We start from the raw sequence: 15288 nt of genomic DNA on the forward strand, positions 1-15288 counted from the left end.
CCTCTACGGCCCCCCCACCCCCCCCCCCCCCCCCCCCCCCCCCCCCCCCCCCCCCAAAACCCCCCCCACCCCCCCCCCCCCCCCCCCCCCCCCCACCCCCCCCCCCACCGGCGTTCGTCGTCGGCGGGTCGCTCAGCCCAGGAGGCCTCCGAGCGCCCCGCCACCCGTGGAACCGCCCGAGGAGCCACCGGACGAGCCGCCCGAGGAGCCGCCGGTGCCGCCACCGGTGGAGCTGCCCGTCGACGAGCCCGAGGAGCTGCGCGGCGGGGCCGCGGGCGCCTGGCGGGGGCTCTGCGGGGCGGGCCGGACGCTGCCCGTGCCGCTGCTGGACTGCCCGGCGCCGGCCGTCCCGGCGGGCGTACGGGCCGTACCGGCGGGCACCGACGGGGTGGCGCTGGCGGTGGGCACCTTGCGGTTCGAGGCGCTGGGCTTCGGGGTGCCCGCGGTCGCCGGGCCGTGGGAGCCGCGCGGGGCGGACGAGGACGGCCGCTGCGGGAGCGGGGAGCCGGGGAGGCTGTTGGCCGGCGGGGTGGGCGCGCCGGGGGCCTGGGCCACCCGGGAGGAGCGCACGGCGCCGCCGAGCATCGAGCCGGCGATGAGGGAGATGCCGATGAGGACCGTGGCCATGACCGTGCCGCGGCGCAGGACGCGGCGGCGCAGCTCCCACAGCTCGGCGCGGGGGCCGAGGCGCCGCCAGGCCTCGCCGGCCAGCCGGCCGTCCACGCTGTAGAACGGGGCCCCGGCGATGACCAGGGGGCTCCAGGCGGCCAGGTAGATGAAGTCGGGGGCCTCGTAGACCGGGACGCTGCGCCAGCTGACCGTGACGATGAGGATCGCGGAGAGCAGGGCGCCGATGCCGGCGGCGAGGCGCTGCCAGAGTCCGAAGATGGTGAGGACGCCGACGACGACCTGGAGGAAGGCGACGGTGAGCCCGGCCCCGACGGGGTGGCTCAGGGCGAGGTCGCGCAGCGGCTCCGCGGCGGACCAGGGGTGGAGCTGGTGGAGCCAGGCGACCATCGAGCCGCGCTTGCCGCCGTCGAAGTAGACGGGGTCGCAGAGCTTGCCCATGCCGGCGTAGATGGAGATCAGGCCGAGGAAGACGCGCAGCGGGAGGAGGACGACGCCGAGGTTCATCCGGCGCCCGGGGTAGTAGGCGTGGCGGACGGAGTCGCCGCGCCGGCCGGGGTCGTCGTCCTCGTCGTCCTCCAGCTCCTGGTCGTCGTACTCGTCGTACTCGGGGTCGGGGTCGTCGAAGGCGCCGCGGGCGGGGCGGACGCCGCGCAGCAGCGGTCCGGGGTGCCCGGCCTCCTCGGCGGGGCCGCGGGGGGAGATGACCGTGGTGGGCGGGCCGTCGTCGACGCCGACGCGCGGCAGGACCTGGGTGGCGCCGGCGTCCCCGCCCCCGGCGGCCGTACGGAGGGACCCGGCGGTGGCGGAGTCCCTGACGGCCTGCTGGAGGAGCTGGGTGGAGGCCGCGTCGTCCGGGCCGGTCCGCCCGCTCCACACCAGAGGGGCGCGGCGCTTGGCGCCCGCGCCCTTGATCGAGGGCAGCTGTGCCGTGTCCGGCCCGCCGGCGAACTGCCGGGAGGCGCGCGGGGGCCGGGCGAGCTGCACCCGGAAGCTCAGGTGGTTGACGATGACCTGCGCCGGGTCCGAGGGGACCTTCACCGTACTCAGCGCGGGCTGGTCGTCGTACCCGGAAGAGCTTCCCCCCGTAGGTGTGCGGGGTGTTCTGGTGTCCACACTCATCTAACCGAGTGACCGGAGGTTAGGACACTGCCTTGACCGGTTCGATGTGTCCGAGACCCGTCAAGATCATGAAGTGAACGTCCGGTGGCCGGGGTTGATCACCCCGGCCACCGGACGTTTCATCTCATTCCGCTACGCGCACGCTCCGTGAGGCGGAGGTCAGGCGCGGCGGCGCGCCGCCTCGTAGAGCACGACACCGGCGGCGACACCGGCGTTGAGCGACTCGGCGCCACCCGGCATGGGGATGCGCACGCGGTAGTCGCAGGTCTCGCCGACGAGGCGGGACAGGCCCTTGCCCTCGCTGCCGACGACGATGACGACCGGGCCGTCGAGGGCGTCGAGCTCGTGGAGCTCGACATCGCCGTCCGCCGCGAGGCCGACGACCATCAGGCCCTCCTTCTGGTACGCCTCCAGCATCCGCGTCATGTTGGTGGCGCGGGCGACGGGCGTCCGCGCCGCGGTGCCGGCGGAGGTCTTCCAGGCGCTGGCGGTCATACCGGCCGCGCGGCGCTCGGGGACGACCACGCCGTGGCCGCCGAAGGCGGAGACGGAACGGACGACGGCGCCGAGGTTGCGCGGGTCGGTGATGCCGTCGAGGGCGACGATCAGCGGGTCCTCGCCGTTGTCGGCGGCGCTGGCCGTCAGGTCCTCGGGGTGGGCGTAGTCGTACGGCGGCACCGACAGGACCAGGCCCTGGTGGTTGAGGCCGTTGGTCATGCGGTCGAGCTCGGGACGGGGGGCCTCCATGAGGTTGAGGCCCTTCTCGGTGGCGAGCTGGAGTGCCTCGCGCACGCGCTCGTCGCTGTCCACGAACTGCTGGACGTAGAGCGTGTTCGCGGGCACGCCCTCGCGCAGCGCCTCGACGACCGAGTTGCGGCCGACGACGAGCTCGTTGGTGCCCTTGGGGCCGCCGCGGCGCGGGGCCGGGCGGCGGGCCGCGTGCTTGGCCTGGGCGGCGGCGACACGGTTCTTCTTGTGTCCCTTGCGCATGCTCGCGGGCGGGGTCGGGCCCTTGCCCTCCAGGCCCCGGCGCCGCTGGCCGCCGCTGCCGACCGTCGCGCCCTTCTTGTTGGACGTGCGACGGTTCCTGCGCTGGCTGTTGCCGGCCATGGGGGTCACCTATCTCTTTACTGCTGAGAGCCGCATGGGGTGCGGCCCATTAGACGTGCGTACGAAAAGTGTCCCTCAGGACAGGGTCCAGCGGGGGCCGGACGGGGTGTCCTCGATCGCGAGGCCGGACTGCTGGAGCTGGTCGCGGATGGCGTCGGCGGTGGCGTAGTCCTTACGGCCCCGGGCCGCCTCGCGCTGGTCGAGCACCAGCCTGACCAGGGAGTCCACCACGCCGTGGAGATCCTCGCCACGGGCGGCGGCGCCACCGGTCCAGCGCTCGTCGAGCGGGTCCAGGCCCAGCACGCCGAGCATGGCGCGGACCTCGGCCAGGCGGGCGACGGCCGCTTCCTTGTCGTCGGCGGAGAGCGCGGCGTTGCCCTGGCGGACGGTGGTGTGCACGATCGCCAGCGCCTGCGGGACGCCCAGGTCGTCGTCCATGGCCTCGGCGAACGCCGGCGGCACCTCGGCGGCGGGCTCGACCGGGCCGGCCTTCTCCACCACGCGCTGGACGAAGCCCTCGATGCGGGCGAAGGCGGACTCCGCCTCGCGCAGGGCCTCCTCGCTGTACTCGATCATCGAGCGGTAGTGCGGGGTGCCCAGGTAGTAGCGCAGGACGATGGGGCGCCAGTGCTTGACCATCTCGGAGACGAGCACCGAGTTGCCGAGCGACTTCGACATCTTCTCGCCGCTCATCGTCACCCAGGCGTTGTGGGCCCAGTACGCGGCGAAGTCGTCACCGAAGGCCTTGGCCTGGGCGATCTCGTTCTCGTGGTGCGGGAAGATCAGGTCGATCCCGCCGCCGTGGATGTCGAAGGCCTCGCCCAGGTACTTGTGGGCCATGGCGGAGCACTCCAGGTGCCAGCCCGGGCGGCCGCGGCCCCAGGGGGTCTCCCAGCTGGGCTCGCCCGGCTTGGCGGCCTTCCACATGGCGAAGTCGCGCGGGTCGCGCTTGCCCGTCTCGCCCTCGCCGGAGGGCTGGAGGAGATTGTCCAGCTCCTGGTTGGAGAGCGACAGGTAGCCGGGGAAGGAGCGCACGTCGAAGTAGACGTTGCCGTCGGCGGCGTAGGCGTGGCCACGCTCGATCAGGCCCCGCATCATCTCGATCATCTCCGGCACATGGCCGGTCGCGCGCGGCTCGACGGTCGGCGGCAGGCAGCCCAGCGCGTCGTAGGCATCGTTGAAGGCGCGCTCGTTCTCGTGGCCGATCGCCCACCAGGGGCGGCCCTGCTCCACGGCCTTGGCGATGATCTTGTCGTCGATGTCGGTGACATTGCGGACGAACGTCACGTCGTAGCCGCGGTAGGCGAACCAGCGGCGCATGATGTCGAAGTTCAGACCGGAACGGATGTGCCCGATATGAGGGGCGGCCTGCACGGTGGCACCGCACAGGTAGATCGAGACGCAGCCCGGGCGGAGCGGGGTGAAGTCGCGGATCTGCCGGGCGCTGGTGTCGTACAGGCGAATGGTCACGGCACAAGGGTAGTGGGCCGGAGGGGGTGCCCACGGCAATGGATGGCGTTCAATCATTCGAGCGCGGGGCGCCGGGGCATCACGTATCCGGAAGGGGAGATTCCGGATCACTCCGGGCAGCACACTTCACCGCCACTGCGGCACGTTTTGCCCCTTATTTGCCTTTTGCATCATAAAGAGAATTACTTCTGGTAGCTTCCCCGGCACAGCCCGCGGAACCCCAGGAGGGGCGCGTTGCACTCCACGCTGCCGGTGCGGCAGGAACACCCGGACCACCCGGAACACCGACTGGACCCGGCGAAGGAGCCGGTGGAGGACCCGGCGGAGCGGCCGGCGGAGGAGAGACCGGCCGCCGGGGCGGACGGGCGGCGGGAGCGGCTGGCGGCCCTCGACGGGCTACGGCTGCTGGCCGCCCTGATGGTCGTCGCCTACCACTACATCGCCTTCGACAGCGGCGCCTGGAGCGCGCCGGCGCGGACCGTCTTCCCCACCGCCCACCTGCCCGCCTCCTACGGCTGGCTCGGGGTGCAGCTGTTCTTCATGATCAGCGGATTCGTCATCTGCATGAGCTGCTGGGGCCGGGGCCTCGGCGACTTCGCCGTGGCGCGCGTGGCCCGGCTCTACCCGGCGTACTGGTTCGCGGTGCTCACCGTCGCCCTCGTCGTCCGGCTGTGGCCGGAGGTGAACGACCCGGTGGCGCTGCGCAGCGCGGCGGTCAACCTGACGATGCTCCAGGACCCCCTGGGAGTGAAACCCGTCGACGGGGTCTACTGGACCCTCTGGGTCGAGCTCCGCTTCTACCTGCTGTTCGCGCTCGTCGTGCTGCGCGGGCTGACCTACCGGCGTGCCGTCGGCTTCTGCGTGACCTGGGCCTTCGCGGCCGTCATCGCCGAGGCGTCCGGGGACGCGACGCTGCGGCAGATCCTCATGCCGCACGACTGCTGGTACTTCATCGCGGGCATCGCCTTCTACCTGATGCACCGCTTCCGCCCCAACGCCGTCCTGTGGCTGCTCGTCGCCGGCAGCCTGCTGATCGCCCAGCACGACCTGCTCTCCCTCCAGGCGAGAGCGGAGGGGCACATGGGCCACCGGGTGCCGCAGTGGCCCACCGCGGTGCTGGTGACGCTCTTCTTCCTGGCGGTGATGGCCATCGCCCTGGGCTGGACCCGGCGCGCGACCTGGCGGTGGCTGCCGGCCGCCGGGGCGCTGACCTACCCCCTCTACCTGCTCCACGAGCGCGTCGGCTGGCTGGTGATCAAACACGCCGACGGCCATGTGCCCCGCTGGCTGCTGCTGCCCGCGCTGGTCGCCGGAATGCTGCTCGCCGCCCGCCTCGTCCACGACCTCGTCGAGCGGCCGCTGGCGCGTGCGATCAAAGACGGTATGCGCCGAGCCGTACGGGACATCCGTCATGGGTGAGATGGAGGAATTCAAAAGAAAAAAGGACCGGAGGAGAGAACCGTCACGGCCCGCGGACGGCAATTCTGTGTCAGCATGCCTGCGCGAACGCCACGCGTAGGATGAGCCGACCAGTGCAATGGGAGAGGACGACATGCGCTTCGCCAGACGAGGTGATCTCGATGGCGGCCGGACAGCCGTCCGGCAGAAGTCGGCAGCCAGGCCCAGACTCTACGTACTGGACGGACTCCGTCTCGTAGCGGCCCTGATGGTCGTCGCCTTTCACTACACCGCCCTGCGCGGCGGCTGGGGACGCAGCTCCAAGGAGGTCTTCCCCGACCTGGAGATCGTCACCCGGTACGGCTGGACCGGCGTCGAGGTCTTCTTCCTCATCAGCGGATTCGTCATCTGTATGAGTACCTGGGGACGCTCGCTCGGCGATTTCGTCGTCTCCCGGGTGACCCGGATCTATCCCGCCTACTGGGTGGCGATCTTCCTGACGGCCGGAGTCGTCGCGCTATGGCCACAGGTCCGCAGCGTGAAGAACTGGGACGTCGTACTCACCAACCTCACGATGCTCCAGCAGGGCATCGGGGTCTGGGACGTCGACGGCGTCTACTGGACGCTCTTCGCCGAGCTGAAGTTCTACGTACTCTTCGCGATCGTCGTGGCCACCGGCGTCACGTACCGCAAGTGCGTCCTGTTCTGCGGCGTGTGGACGGTCGCGGCGATCACCGCCCCGTCCGTCGACAACGACCTGCTGAGCATGTGGGCGATGCCGCTGTTCGCGCCGTACTTCATCGCCGGCATCGGCTTCTACCTGATGCACCGGTTCAAGCCCACGGCGCTTCTCTGGGGCATCGAGATCATGTCCCTGCTGCTGGCACTCCACACCGTGCCCAAGCGGGTCCACGACAACGCCGAGGGCGTCATACCGACATGGCCGGCGACTCTGATCGTCGTCATCGCCTTCGTCCTGATGGCCCTGATCTCGACCGGTGCCTTCGACCGGGTGCAGTGGCGCTGGCTGGCGACGGCGGGCGCCCTGACGTACCCGCTGTACCTGCTGCACCAGTACATCGGCATGACGATCATCTACGCCCTGCGCGAGCGGATGGCGCCGGGGCTGCTGGTGAGCCTGCTGATCGTGGCGATGCTGGGCGCGGCCTACGTCATGCACCGCTGCGTGGAACAGCCCCTGGGCAAGAAGCTGCGCGTCGCCCTGCAGAAGGGCATGGACGAGATGCGGCGCAACTCGGTGGGCCCGGAGGCCACGGGCCCGGCCCGCAAGGCCGTCACCCCCGCGCTGCCGCTGCTCAAGGAGACGCTCCGGTACGAGCCGCCGGTCGGCGAGGACCAGCGGGTGGGTGCCACCGCCGCGAAGTCGTCGGACGGCGTCTGAGGCTTTTACGGGCTACGGGCCGGGGCCGTCGCGGCCGCCTCAACGGGCGGCGGCGGCGGCCCCGCGTCGTTCAGAGCGACCCCACGACCTTGCGCGGGGAGACCCGGACGACCACGCGCTGGGCGTCCTCGCCCGCCGCCGGATTGAAGTCCGCGTAGTCCTTGCCGGTGTACTTCCGCGACAGCTCGTCGATGAGCTCCGGGCCGCCCTCGGTCGTGATCTCGGCCGTGCCGCGGATCTCCGCGTAGGTGTACGGGGCGTTCGGCGGGTTCACCAGGACGGTGACGCGGGGGTCGCGGCGGAGGTTGCGCTCCTTGCGGCGGCCGACGGTGGTGGAGATCAGGATGTCGTCGCCGTCGCGCTTGATCCAGGTGACGGTGAGTTGGGGACTGCCGTCGGGTTGGAGGGTGGCGACGGTGGCGAAGACGGGGTTGTCGTCGATGTATTTCTTGAGGTCGTCGGAGAGCGACACGGTTGTCCTTACGGGGGTGGGGGGCTGACCGTGGATCTCTCCCCTGACCCGCCCCTTCCCGAAACCGGGGCTCCGCCCCGGACCCCCGGTCCGTGCTGACGCGCGTCGTCCTCAAACGCCGGACGGGCTGAAATCAGCCCGTCCGGGCAGCACCCCCCAGGAAGCGGACGGGCTACACCCGGTACACCAGCGCCGTCGCCATGGCCGCCAGGCCCTCGGCCCGGCCGGTCAGGCCCAGGCCGTCCGTCGTCGTGCCCGATACCGACACCGGGGCACCGACGGCCGCCGAAAGCGCCGCCTGCGCCTCTTCCCGGCGCTTGCCGATCTTCGGGCGGACGCCGATCACCTGGATGGCGACGTTGCCGATCCCGAAGCCGGCCGCGCGGACGATGCGGGCCGCCTCGCCCAGCAGCGTGACGCCGGACGCGCCGGACCATTCGGGGCGGTCCGTGCCGAAGTGGGCACCGAGGTCGCCGAGGCCGGCCGCGGAGAAGAGGGCGTCGCAGGCCGCGTGCGCGGCGACGTCGCCGTCGGAGTGGCCGGCCAGGCCGTGGCTCGCGTCCTCCCAGAGCAGGCCCGCGCACCACAGCTCGCGGCCCTCCTCGAAGGCGTGGACGTCGGTGCCGATGCCGACCAGCGGCAGTACGGGCTCAGAAGCCATCGTTGGCCCTCCTGCGGGCGAGTACGGCCTCGGCGAGGACGAGGTCCAGCGGGCGGGTCACCTTGAAGGCCTCCTCGTGGCCGGGGATGAGGACGACCGGCACGCCGAGCCGTTCCACCATCCCGGCGTCGTCCGTGGCGCCCTCGCCCTCCAGGGCGACCTTCTCGTGCGCCTCGGCGAGCGTCTGCCGGTCGAAGCCCTGCGGGGTCTGCACGGCGCGCAGCAGGGCGCGCTCGGGCGTGGCCACGACGGGCTCGGGCTCGCCGGCCCGGTCGCCGGTGCGTGGCTCGACCTGCTTGACGGTGTCGGAGACGGGCAGCGCGGGCACGACCGCGGGGGCGCCGGCGCGTACGGCGGCGGCGACCGCGTCGACGGTGTCGACGGGCACCAGGGGGCGCGCGGCATCGTGGACGAGGACCGCCGTGACGTCGTCGGGCAGGGCCGCGAGGCCGAGCCGCACGGACGCCTGGCGGGTCTCGCCGCCGGGGACGACCACCACGTCGGTACGGGTGCTGTCGCGGTCGGCGAGCGGGTACTCGTCGAGGAGGTGGCGGACCTCTGCGGCGCCGTCCGGCGGGGCCACGACGACGACGAGGGAGACCGCGCGGGAGGCGGCCATGGCGCGGACGGCGTGGACGAGCATGGGCGTGCCGCCGATGGCCCGCAGGGCCTTGGGGGCGCCCGGACCGAGCCGTACGCCCCGGCCGGCGGCCGGAATGACGACGGCGGTGCGCGCGGGGGCTCCGGCGGACGGAGCGGCGCCCCGATCGGACAATGGTGTGGCGTTCAGGTTTGCTTCCTCGGCCGAATTGGGTATGGCCTCAGCGTGCCGGGCACGATGCCCCGACCAGCCCCTTCCGTGACGACTGGCCGGGACGGCTGCCCGGGCCCGGCACGCCAAGCACGACATGACAACGGAGCCGGATACGCCGCAGCGCCCGCCGGCTGACAGATGTCACCACACGGGCACCACGGGGGCACTCTTTTACGCTGTGCGTCGGACGGTCGGCACCGGAGGCCGGCACCTGTCGCGTCAGGACGCGAGGACCTCGTCGAGCAGGGCCTCGGCCTTGTCCTCGTTGGTGTTCTCCGCGAGGGCCAGCTCGCTCACCAGAATCTGCCGCGCCTTGGCGAGCATGCGCTTCTCACCTGCGGAGAGACCGCGCTCGCGCTCCCGGCGCCACAGGTCGCGGACGACCTCGGCGACCTTGATCACGTCACCGGACGCGAGCTTCTCGAGGTTTGCCTTGTAGCGACGGGACCAGTTCGTCGGCTCTTCGGCGTAGGGTGCGCGCAGCACCTCGAAGACCCGGTCAAGCCCGTCCTGGCCGACCACATCGCGAACACCGACGAACTCTGCATTGTCCGCCGGCACCCGAACCGTCAGGTCACCCTGGGCGACCTTCAGCACCAAGTAGGTCTTGTCCACGCCTTTGATCTGGCGAGTTTCGATGGCCTCGATCAGCGCGGCCCCGTGATGGGGATAGACCACGGTGTCGCCAACCTTGAACGTCATGTGACAGGTACCCCTTCCGTGGCTATCCAGTCTAACACGGGGCCCGCACGTTCTGAATGGCGTTTCCGCAGGTCAGGGCATATCTCGGGGCTTGACAACAGTAACCGGAACGTGCTGCGGGAGGCTTCCGGAAGCAGGTATTCGCAGGTCGGAGCGGTTGTCCGGGCGGGGTGAAACGCGCACGTTACACGTGTCGGACAGGCCCCGCGAGCGGCTGAACGTCCCGTTTTGCCGGGCTCCGGTCGGCGCGGTTCCGGTACTCCGTTCGGGGCGCACGGGTCGCATGGGCTCCCATTCCGGAATTGATCAAGTCGAACTTGATCAATTCCGGAACGCGTTCCCCGGGAGACCCCCCGGGAGGTTCACCCGGAGGGCACCGCATTCATTCCAAGAAATCCACCCAGGAGGTCTCCGGCGTTCCCGGCCGGTTCACGATCAGCGGCCCTTCCCGGGCGCCCGTCGGGGACCGAGTTGACCATGGGGGCGGGTCGGGTGCGGCGGCCTGACGGCGGCTCGGTAACCTAAGCCCGCTGACAGAACCCTTATCCGTACGTACCCCTCAGATCCCTGTACGCACGCGTACTACCTCGTCCAAGGAGATGCCGCCGCCGTGAGCAGCAGCCTTCGACGCGGCGTTCTCGCCGCTTCCGCCCTCGTGCTCTCGATCGCCTCGCTCTCCGCCTGCGCGGCGGGCAACAGCGCGCAGACGCTTGAGGTCAAGCCGGACAACGCCGCCACCTCGGTCGGCGACGTCAAGCTCCAGAACATCAACGTGATCACCCAGCCGGACGAGAAGACGCAGGGTCCGTCCGTCGTCACGGGCCGCGTGTTCAACAACGGCCGCAAGGACCAGGAGCTGCGCGCGATCACGCTGCCCGGCAAGAACGTGACGGTGAAGCTGACGGGCGCCAAGGGCGCCTCGAAGATCGTCGTCCCGGCCGGCGGCGCGATCACCCTGGGCGGCAAGGACAACCCGTCCGCCGTGCTGCCGAACGGCCGCGAGGGCATCAAGGACGGCGAGTCCCAGGACCTCGCCTTCTCCTTCAGCTCCACGGGCGAGGTGAAGATCTCCGCCTTCGTCGTCCCGGCGAAGAGCTACTTCAAGGAGTGGGGCCCCGCCGAGGCGGCCTCCCCCGCGGGCCAGCCTGCCGGCGGCAACGCCAAGCCGGGCGGCTCCCCCGCCGCGTCCACCGCCCCCTCGGGCGCGCCGGAGGCCGGCCGCCAGGGCGCCGACAAGGCCGGCGAGAAGAACGCCTCCCCGGCGGCGAGCGGCACGCCCCAGGGCGGCCAGCAGAAGCCGAACGCGGGCCACTGAGCCACGCGAAGGGGCCCGGAAGCACTCGCTTCCGGGCCCCTTCGCATATATGGCGTACGGGTATATGGCGTACGGGCCGGGTCTACGGCTCGAACTTGTAGCCGAGGCCGCGGACCGTGACCAGGTAGCGCGGCGCGCCCGGGTCCGGCTCGATCTTGGCGCGCAGGCGCTTGACGTGGACGTCCAGGGTCTTGGTGTCGCCCACGTAGTCGGCGCCCCAGACCCGGTCGATCAGCTGCATGCGGGTGAGCACGCGGCCCGCGTTGCGCAGCAGCATCTCCAGGAGGTCGAACTCCTTCAGCGGCAGGTCGACCTTGGCGCCGGAGACGGTGACCACGTGCCGGTCGACGTCCATACGGACCGGGCCGGCCTCCAGCGCGGCCGGGGTGACCTCCTCCGGCTCGCCGCGGCGGCGCAGCACGGCCCGGATGCGGGCGACCAGCTCGCGGGAGGAGAAGGGCTTGGTGACGTAGTCGTCCGCCCCTATCTCCAGCCCGACGACCTTGTCGATCTCGCTGTCCTTGGCGGTCACCATGATCACGGGCACATTGGAGCGCCCGCGCAGCTGCCGGCAGACCTCGGTGCCGGGCAGGCCCGGCAGCATCAGGTCCAGCAGGACCAGATCGGCGCCGTTGCGTTCGAACTCGTCCAGCCCGTCGGGGCCGGTGGCCGCGACGGCGACCTCGAAGCCCTCCTTGCGGAGCATGTAGGACAACGCGTCGCTGAAGGATTCCTCGTCCTCGACGACGAGCACTCGGGTCACGAGACGACCTCCGGTGGGGTCTTTGGGCAGAGCCGTGCGATGAGAGAGAAGAAACCGGCCCCGCCGGCGCCGGTCATGGGATGACCTGCCGGGTGGGACCGGAGGAAAGCGGTTCGTCGGGGAAGGCGTCCTCGCCCTCGGTGTCCTCGCGGTCCTCGGGACCGATGAGCGGGCGGCCGCGCTCGCGCTCCCGGCGATCGCGGTCGCGGTCCCGGTCGCGGCCCACGCCCGCCTCCGGCAGGCGCAGGGTGAAGGTGGAGCCCTGGCCCTCGGCGCTCCAGACGCTGACCTCGCCGCCGTGCGAGGCGACCACGTGCTTGACGATCGACAGGCCCAGGCCGGTGCCTCCGGTGGCACGCGAGCGGGCGGGGTCGACGCGGTAGAAACGTTCGAACACCCGCTCGCGGTCCTTCTCGGAGATCCCGATGCCCTGGTCGGTGACGGCGAGCTCGATGAGATCGCCGCCGGGCGCGGCGACGCGGCGGGCCGAGATGCCTACCCGGGTCCTGGCCGCGCTGTAGTTCACGGCGTTCTCGACCAGATTGCCGAGGGCCGCGGCGAGCTGACCGCGGTTGCCCCAGACGTGGAGGTCGGCGGTGCCCCCGGTGGCCATGGTGATCTGCTTGGTGCTCGCCTGGTGGCGGCAGCGGTCGATGGCCTCGGCGACGAGCTCGTCGACGCGGACGGGCTCGGCGTCCTCCAGCGGGTCGTCGTTCTGCACCCGGGAGAGGTCGATGAGCTCCTGGACGAGGTTGGTGAGCCGGGTGGCCTCGACCTGCATCCGCCCGGCGAAGCGGGTGACCGCCTCCGGGTCGTCCGAGGCGTCCATGACGGCCTCGGAGAGCAGGGACAGGGCCCCGACCGGCGTCTTGAGCTCGTGGCTGACGTTGGCGACGAAGTCGCGCCGGACGGCCTCGATGCGGCGGGCCTCGGTGAGGTCCTCCACCAGCAGCAGCACCAGCCGGGAGCCCAGCGGGGCGACCCGGGCGGAGACGGCGAGGGCGTCGCCGCGGCCGGTGCCGCGGCGCGGCAGGTCGAGCTCGACCTGGCGTATCTCGCCGTCGCGCCGGGTATCGCGGGCCATCTGGAGCATCGCGTCGACGGAGAGCCGGCCGCCGCGGACCAGCCCGAGGGCGTAAGCGGCCGAGCTGGCCTTGACCACGGCGTCGGCCTCGTCGAGGACGACGGCCGAGGAGCGCAGGACGGAGAGGACGGTGTCGACGCCGGGCGGGAGCACGGCGTCGGTGTGCAGGGAGCTACGGGTGGGGCGGGCCTGGTCGCGCTCGCTCCAGCGGAACGCCAGCATGGCGATCACACCGGTGCACACTCCGGCGATCGCTGCCGCTGCGGCGAGGGCCGCGTCCAGGTTCATGTCTCCAGGTTATGCGGGTGCCGGGCCGTGACCACAGCCAAATGGGTGCCGCCTCGAACACACGTTGCCGAGAGTTCACCTTGGCGTCGGTGGTGGTTCACTCCTGCGGTCTTCGGACGTCGGGTTCCGGCCGGACCGTGGGAGCGTGGGTGGACGAACGCAGTCCTCCCACCGGTAGTACTCGAGGCGAGAGAAGGTCACCAATGCGGGACGCGTACCACGAGGAGCTGGATTCGATCGGCGACGGCCTGGTCGAGATGGCCCGGCTCGTCGGCTCCGCGATCGGGCGCGCCACCACGGCGATCCTGGACGCGGACCTCAAGCTGGCGGAGTCGGTGATCGCGGCCGACAGCAAGGTCGACGACCTCCAGCGGGACCTGGAGGCGCGGGCGATCGCGCTGCTGGCCCGGCAGCAGCCGGTCGCCACCGACCTGCGGATCGTCGTGACGTCGCTGCGCATGAGCGCGGACCTGGAGCGCTCGGGCGACCTCGCCCAGCACGTGGCCAAGCTGGCCCGGCTGCGCTTCCCGGAGACGGCGGTGCCGCGCGACCTCCACGCCACGATCCTGGAGATGGGCCAGCTCGCCCAGCGCCTGATGGCCAAGGCGGCCGAGGTGATCATCACCAAGGACGTCGACCTGGCGCTCCAGCTGGAGCAGGACGACGACGCGATGGACCTGCTGCACCGGGCGCTGTTCCAGCACCTGATGGACGACCGCTGGCAGCACGGCATCGAGACGGCCGTCGACGTGACGCTGCTGGGCCGCTACTACGAGCGGTTCGCCGACCACGCGGTCTCGGTGGCCAAGCGCGTGGTCTACCTGGTGACCGGCGAGCACGCCGACGAGCTGACCCAGGACGCCGGGCGCCAGGGGGAGCCCGCGTAGCTCCGCGCGCCCCTCCGACTCTCGCCGAATGCTCCAACGCGCCCCCGTCGCGCCCGCACATGCGTGCGCGACGGGCATTGACGGTCGGTGCCGTCGGCCCTTGACTGGTTGAAGGCAGACATCCTTCGAGGAGGTAAGCGAATGAGCGGCTGTCAGTGTGGACCCGGGTGCTCGTGCGGCTGCCAGAACGGCGGCTCCTGCCAGTGCGGCGGCGGTTGCTGACGGCGCCCGCGCACGTCACTCATGGATGAGGGCCCCCGGCCGGTGGTGACACCGGCCGGGGGCCCTTCCCATGGAGCGTGACCCCTGGGGCGTGACCCCTGGGGCGTGACTACTTCTTCTTGCCCTGGTTCTTCACGGCCTCGATGGCGGCCTTGGCGGCCTCCGGGTCGAGGTACGTGCCACCCGGCTCGACCGGGCGGAAGTCGGCGTCGAGCTCGTAGGCGAGCGGGATGCCGGTGGGGATGTTCAGGCCCGCGATGTCGGCGTCGGAGATGCCGTCGAGGTGCTTGACCAGGGCGCGCAGGCTGTTGCCGTGGGCGGCGACCAGGACCGTGCGGCCGGCGAGCAGGTCCGGGACGATGCCGTCGTACCAGTACGGCAGCATGCGCGTGACGACGTCCTTGAGGCACTCGGTGCGCGGACGCAGCTCGCTCGGGATCGACGCGTAACGCGGGTCGTCGCTCTGCGAGAACTCGGAGCCGTCCTCGAGCGCCGGCGGCGGGGTGTCGTAGGAGCGGCGCCAGAGCATGAACTGCTCCTCGCCGAACTCGGCCAGGGTCTGGGCCTTGTCCTTGCCCTGCAGAGCACCGTAGTGGCGCTCGTTCAGACGCCAGGAGCGGTGGACCGGGATCCAGTGGCGGTCGGCGGCCTCCAGGGCGAGCTGCGCGGTGCGGATCGCGCGCTTCTGCAGGGAGGTGTGGACCACGTCCGGGAGCAGGCCGGCGTCCTTCAGCAGCTCACCGCCGCGGACCGCCTCCTTCTCGCCCTTCTCGTTGAGGTTGACGTCCACCCAGCCGGTGAACAGGTTCTTCGCGTTCCATTCGCTCTCGCCGTGGCGGAGGAGGATCAGCTTGTACGGTGCGTCGGCCATGCCCCTGAGCGTAATCGACGCGCCGAGATGCCCGCGCCCGGGACGTTTGACGGCAATCGTCAATTCATTGGCGTGCACAC

At 71.4% G+C, this 15288-nt stretch carries 14 protein-coding genes; 4 read left to right on the plus strand and 10 right to left on the minus strand.

Features of this window, described 5'->3' with window-relative positions; all coding sequences use genetic code 11:
• Positions 1-132: 132 nt before the first annotated feature.
• From AC07BS_RS06595 to cysS, 3 genes are all read right to left on the minus strand, one after another.
• A complete protein-coding gene (locus AC07BS_RS06595) occupies positions 133-1749 on the minus strand; it encodes a DoxX family protein (protein ID WP_478646531.1) in 1617 nt (538 codons plus the stop codon).
• A 159-nt stretch (positions 1750-1908) separates the two neighbouring features.
• On the minus strand, positions 1909-2859 hold the full coding sequence (gene rlmB / locus AC07BS_RS06600) for a 23S rRNA (guanosine(2251)-2'-O)-methyltransferase RlmB (RefSeq protein WP_478646534.1): 951 nt from the start codon (positions 2857-2859) through the stop codon (positions 1909-1911).
• A gap of 75 nt (positions 2860-2934) precedes the next feature.
• Positions 2935-4329 carry a cysteine--tRNA ligase gene (cysS, locus tag AC07BS_RS06605; protein ID WP_478646537.1) on the minus strand — a complete coding sequence of 465 codons (1395 nt, stop codon included), beginning with the start codon at positions 4327-4329 and terminating at the stop codon, positions 2935-2937.
• A 234-nt stretch (positions 4330-4563) separates the two neighbouring features.
• Here cysS and AC07BS_RS06610 point away from each other — a divergent pair, with 234 nt between their 5' ends.
• Together AC07BS_RS06610 and AC07BS_RS06615 are read left to right on the plus strand one after the other, a co-directional pair.
• Positions 4564-5748, plus strand: a complete 1185-nt coding sequence (locus AC07BS_RS06610) for an acyltransferase family protein (protein ID WP_478646539.1) — start codon at positions 4564-4566, stop codon at positions 5746-5748.
• 247 nt (positions 5749-5995) lie between these two features.
• Positions 5996-7129, plus strand: a complete 1134-nt coding sequence (locus AC07BS_RS06615) for an acyltransferase family protein (protein WP_478646541.1) — start codon at positions 5996-5998, stop codon at positions 7127-7129.
• Between the two features lie 70 nt (positions 7130-7199).
• Here the strand turns inward: AC07BS_RS06615 and AC07BS_RS06620 are convergent, their stop codons facing one another.
• From AC07BS_RS06620 to AC07BS_RS06635, 4 genes are all read right to left on the minus strand, one after another.
• Positions 7200-7601: a PPOX class F420-dependent oxidoreductase gene (locus tag AC07BS_RS06620; protein WP_478646543.1), complete on the minus strand. Its 402-nt coding sequence runs from the start codon at positions 7599-7601 to the stop codon at positions 7200-7202.
• 172 nt (positions 7602-7773) lie between these two features.
• Positions 7774-8262, minus strand: a complete 489-nt coding sequence (gene ispF / locus AC07BS_RS06625) for a 2-C-methyl-D-erythritol 2,4-cyclodiphosphate synthase (RefSeq protein ID WP_478646546.1) — start codon at positions 8260-8262, stop codon at positions 7774-7776.
• Positions 8252-9037, minus strand: coding sequence for a 2-C-methyl-D-erythritol 4-phosphate cytidylyltransferase (ispD, locus tag AC07BS_RS06630; protein WP_478646548.1), 786 nt, complete (start codon positions 9035-9037; stop codon positions 8252-8254). Before ispD ends, ispF begins: the two co-directional genes overlap by 11 nt.
• Before the next feature lie 258 nt (positions 9038-9295).
• Positions 9296-9778 carry a CarD family transcriptional regulator gene (locus tag AC07BS_RS06635; protein ID WP_003953493.1) on the minus strand — a complete coding sequence of 161 codons (483 nt, stop codon included), beginning with the start codon at positions 9776-9778 and terminating at the stop codon, positions 9296-9298.
• Between the two features lie 610 nt (positions 9779-10388).
• On the opposite strand from AC07BS_RS06635, the gene AC07BS_RS06640 reads away from it, so the two are divergent.
• Positions 10389-11093: a DUF461 domain-containing protein gene (locus AC07BS_RS06640; protein WP_478930628.1), complete on the plus strand. Its 705-nt coding sequence runs from the start codon at positions 10389-10391 to the stop codon at positions 11091-11093.
• A gap of 82 nt (positions 11094-11175) precedes the next feature.
• Here AC07BS_RS06640 and phoP read toward each other — a convergent pair whose 3' ends face one another.
• Both phoP and phoR read right to left on the minus strand, forming a co-directional pair.
• Positions 11176-11847 (minus strand): two-component system response regulator PhoP, encoded by a 672-nt coding sequence (phoP, locus tag AC07BS_RS06645; protein ID WP_466134857.1) that lies wholly within the window; start codon positions 11845-11847, stop codon positions 11176-11178.
• Positions 11848-11929: 82 nt separating this feature from the next.
• The gene (phoR, locus tag AC07BS_RS06650) at positions 11930-13228 is read right to left on the minus strand and encodes a two-component system sensor histidine kinase PhoR (protein ID WP_478646553.1); all 1299 of its coding nucleotides are present in this window, start codon (positions 13226-13228) and stop codon (positions 11930-11932) included.
• A gap of 203 nt (positions 13229-13431) precedes the next feature.
• On the opposite strand from phoR, the gene phoU reads away from it, so the two are divergent.
• Positions 13432-14115 carry a phosphate signaling complex protein PhoU gene (gene phoU, locus AC07BS_RS06655; RefSeq protein WP_478646555.1) on the plus strand — a complete coding sequence of 228 codons (684 nt, stop codon included), beginning with the start codon at positions 13432-13434 and terminating at the stop codon, positions 14113-14115.
• A 331-nt stretch (positions 14116-14446) separates the two neighbouring features.
• On the opposite strand, the gene AC07BS_RS06660 is transcribed toward phoU, so the two are convergent.
• The gene (locus AC07BS_RS06660; RefSeq protein ID WP_478646558.1) at positions 14447-15208 is read right to left on the minus strand and encodes a phosphoglyceromutase; all 762 of its coding nucleotides are present in this window, start codon (positions 15206-15208) and stop codon (positions 14447-14449) included.
• Positions 15209-15288: the final 80 nt, after the last annotated feature.

It is taken from the genome of Streptomyces sp. NPDC044063 (assembly GCF_056434285.1).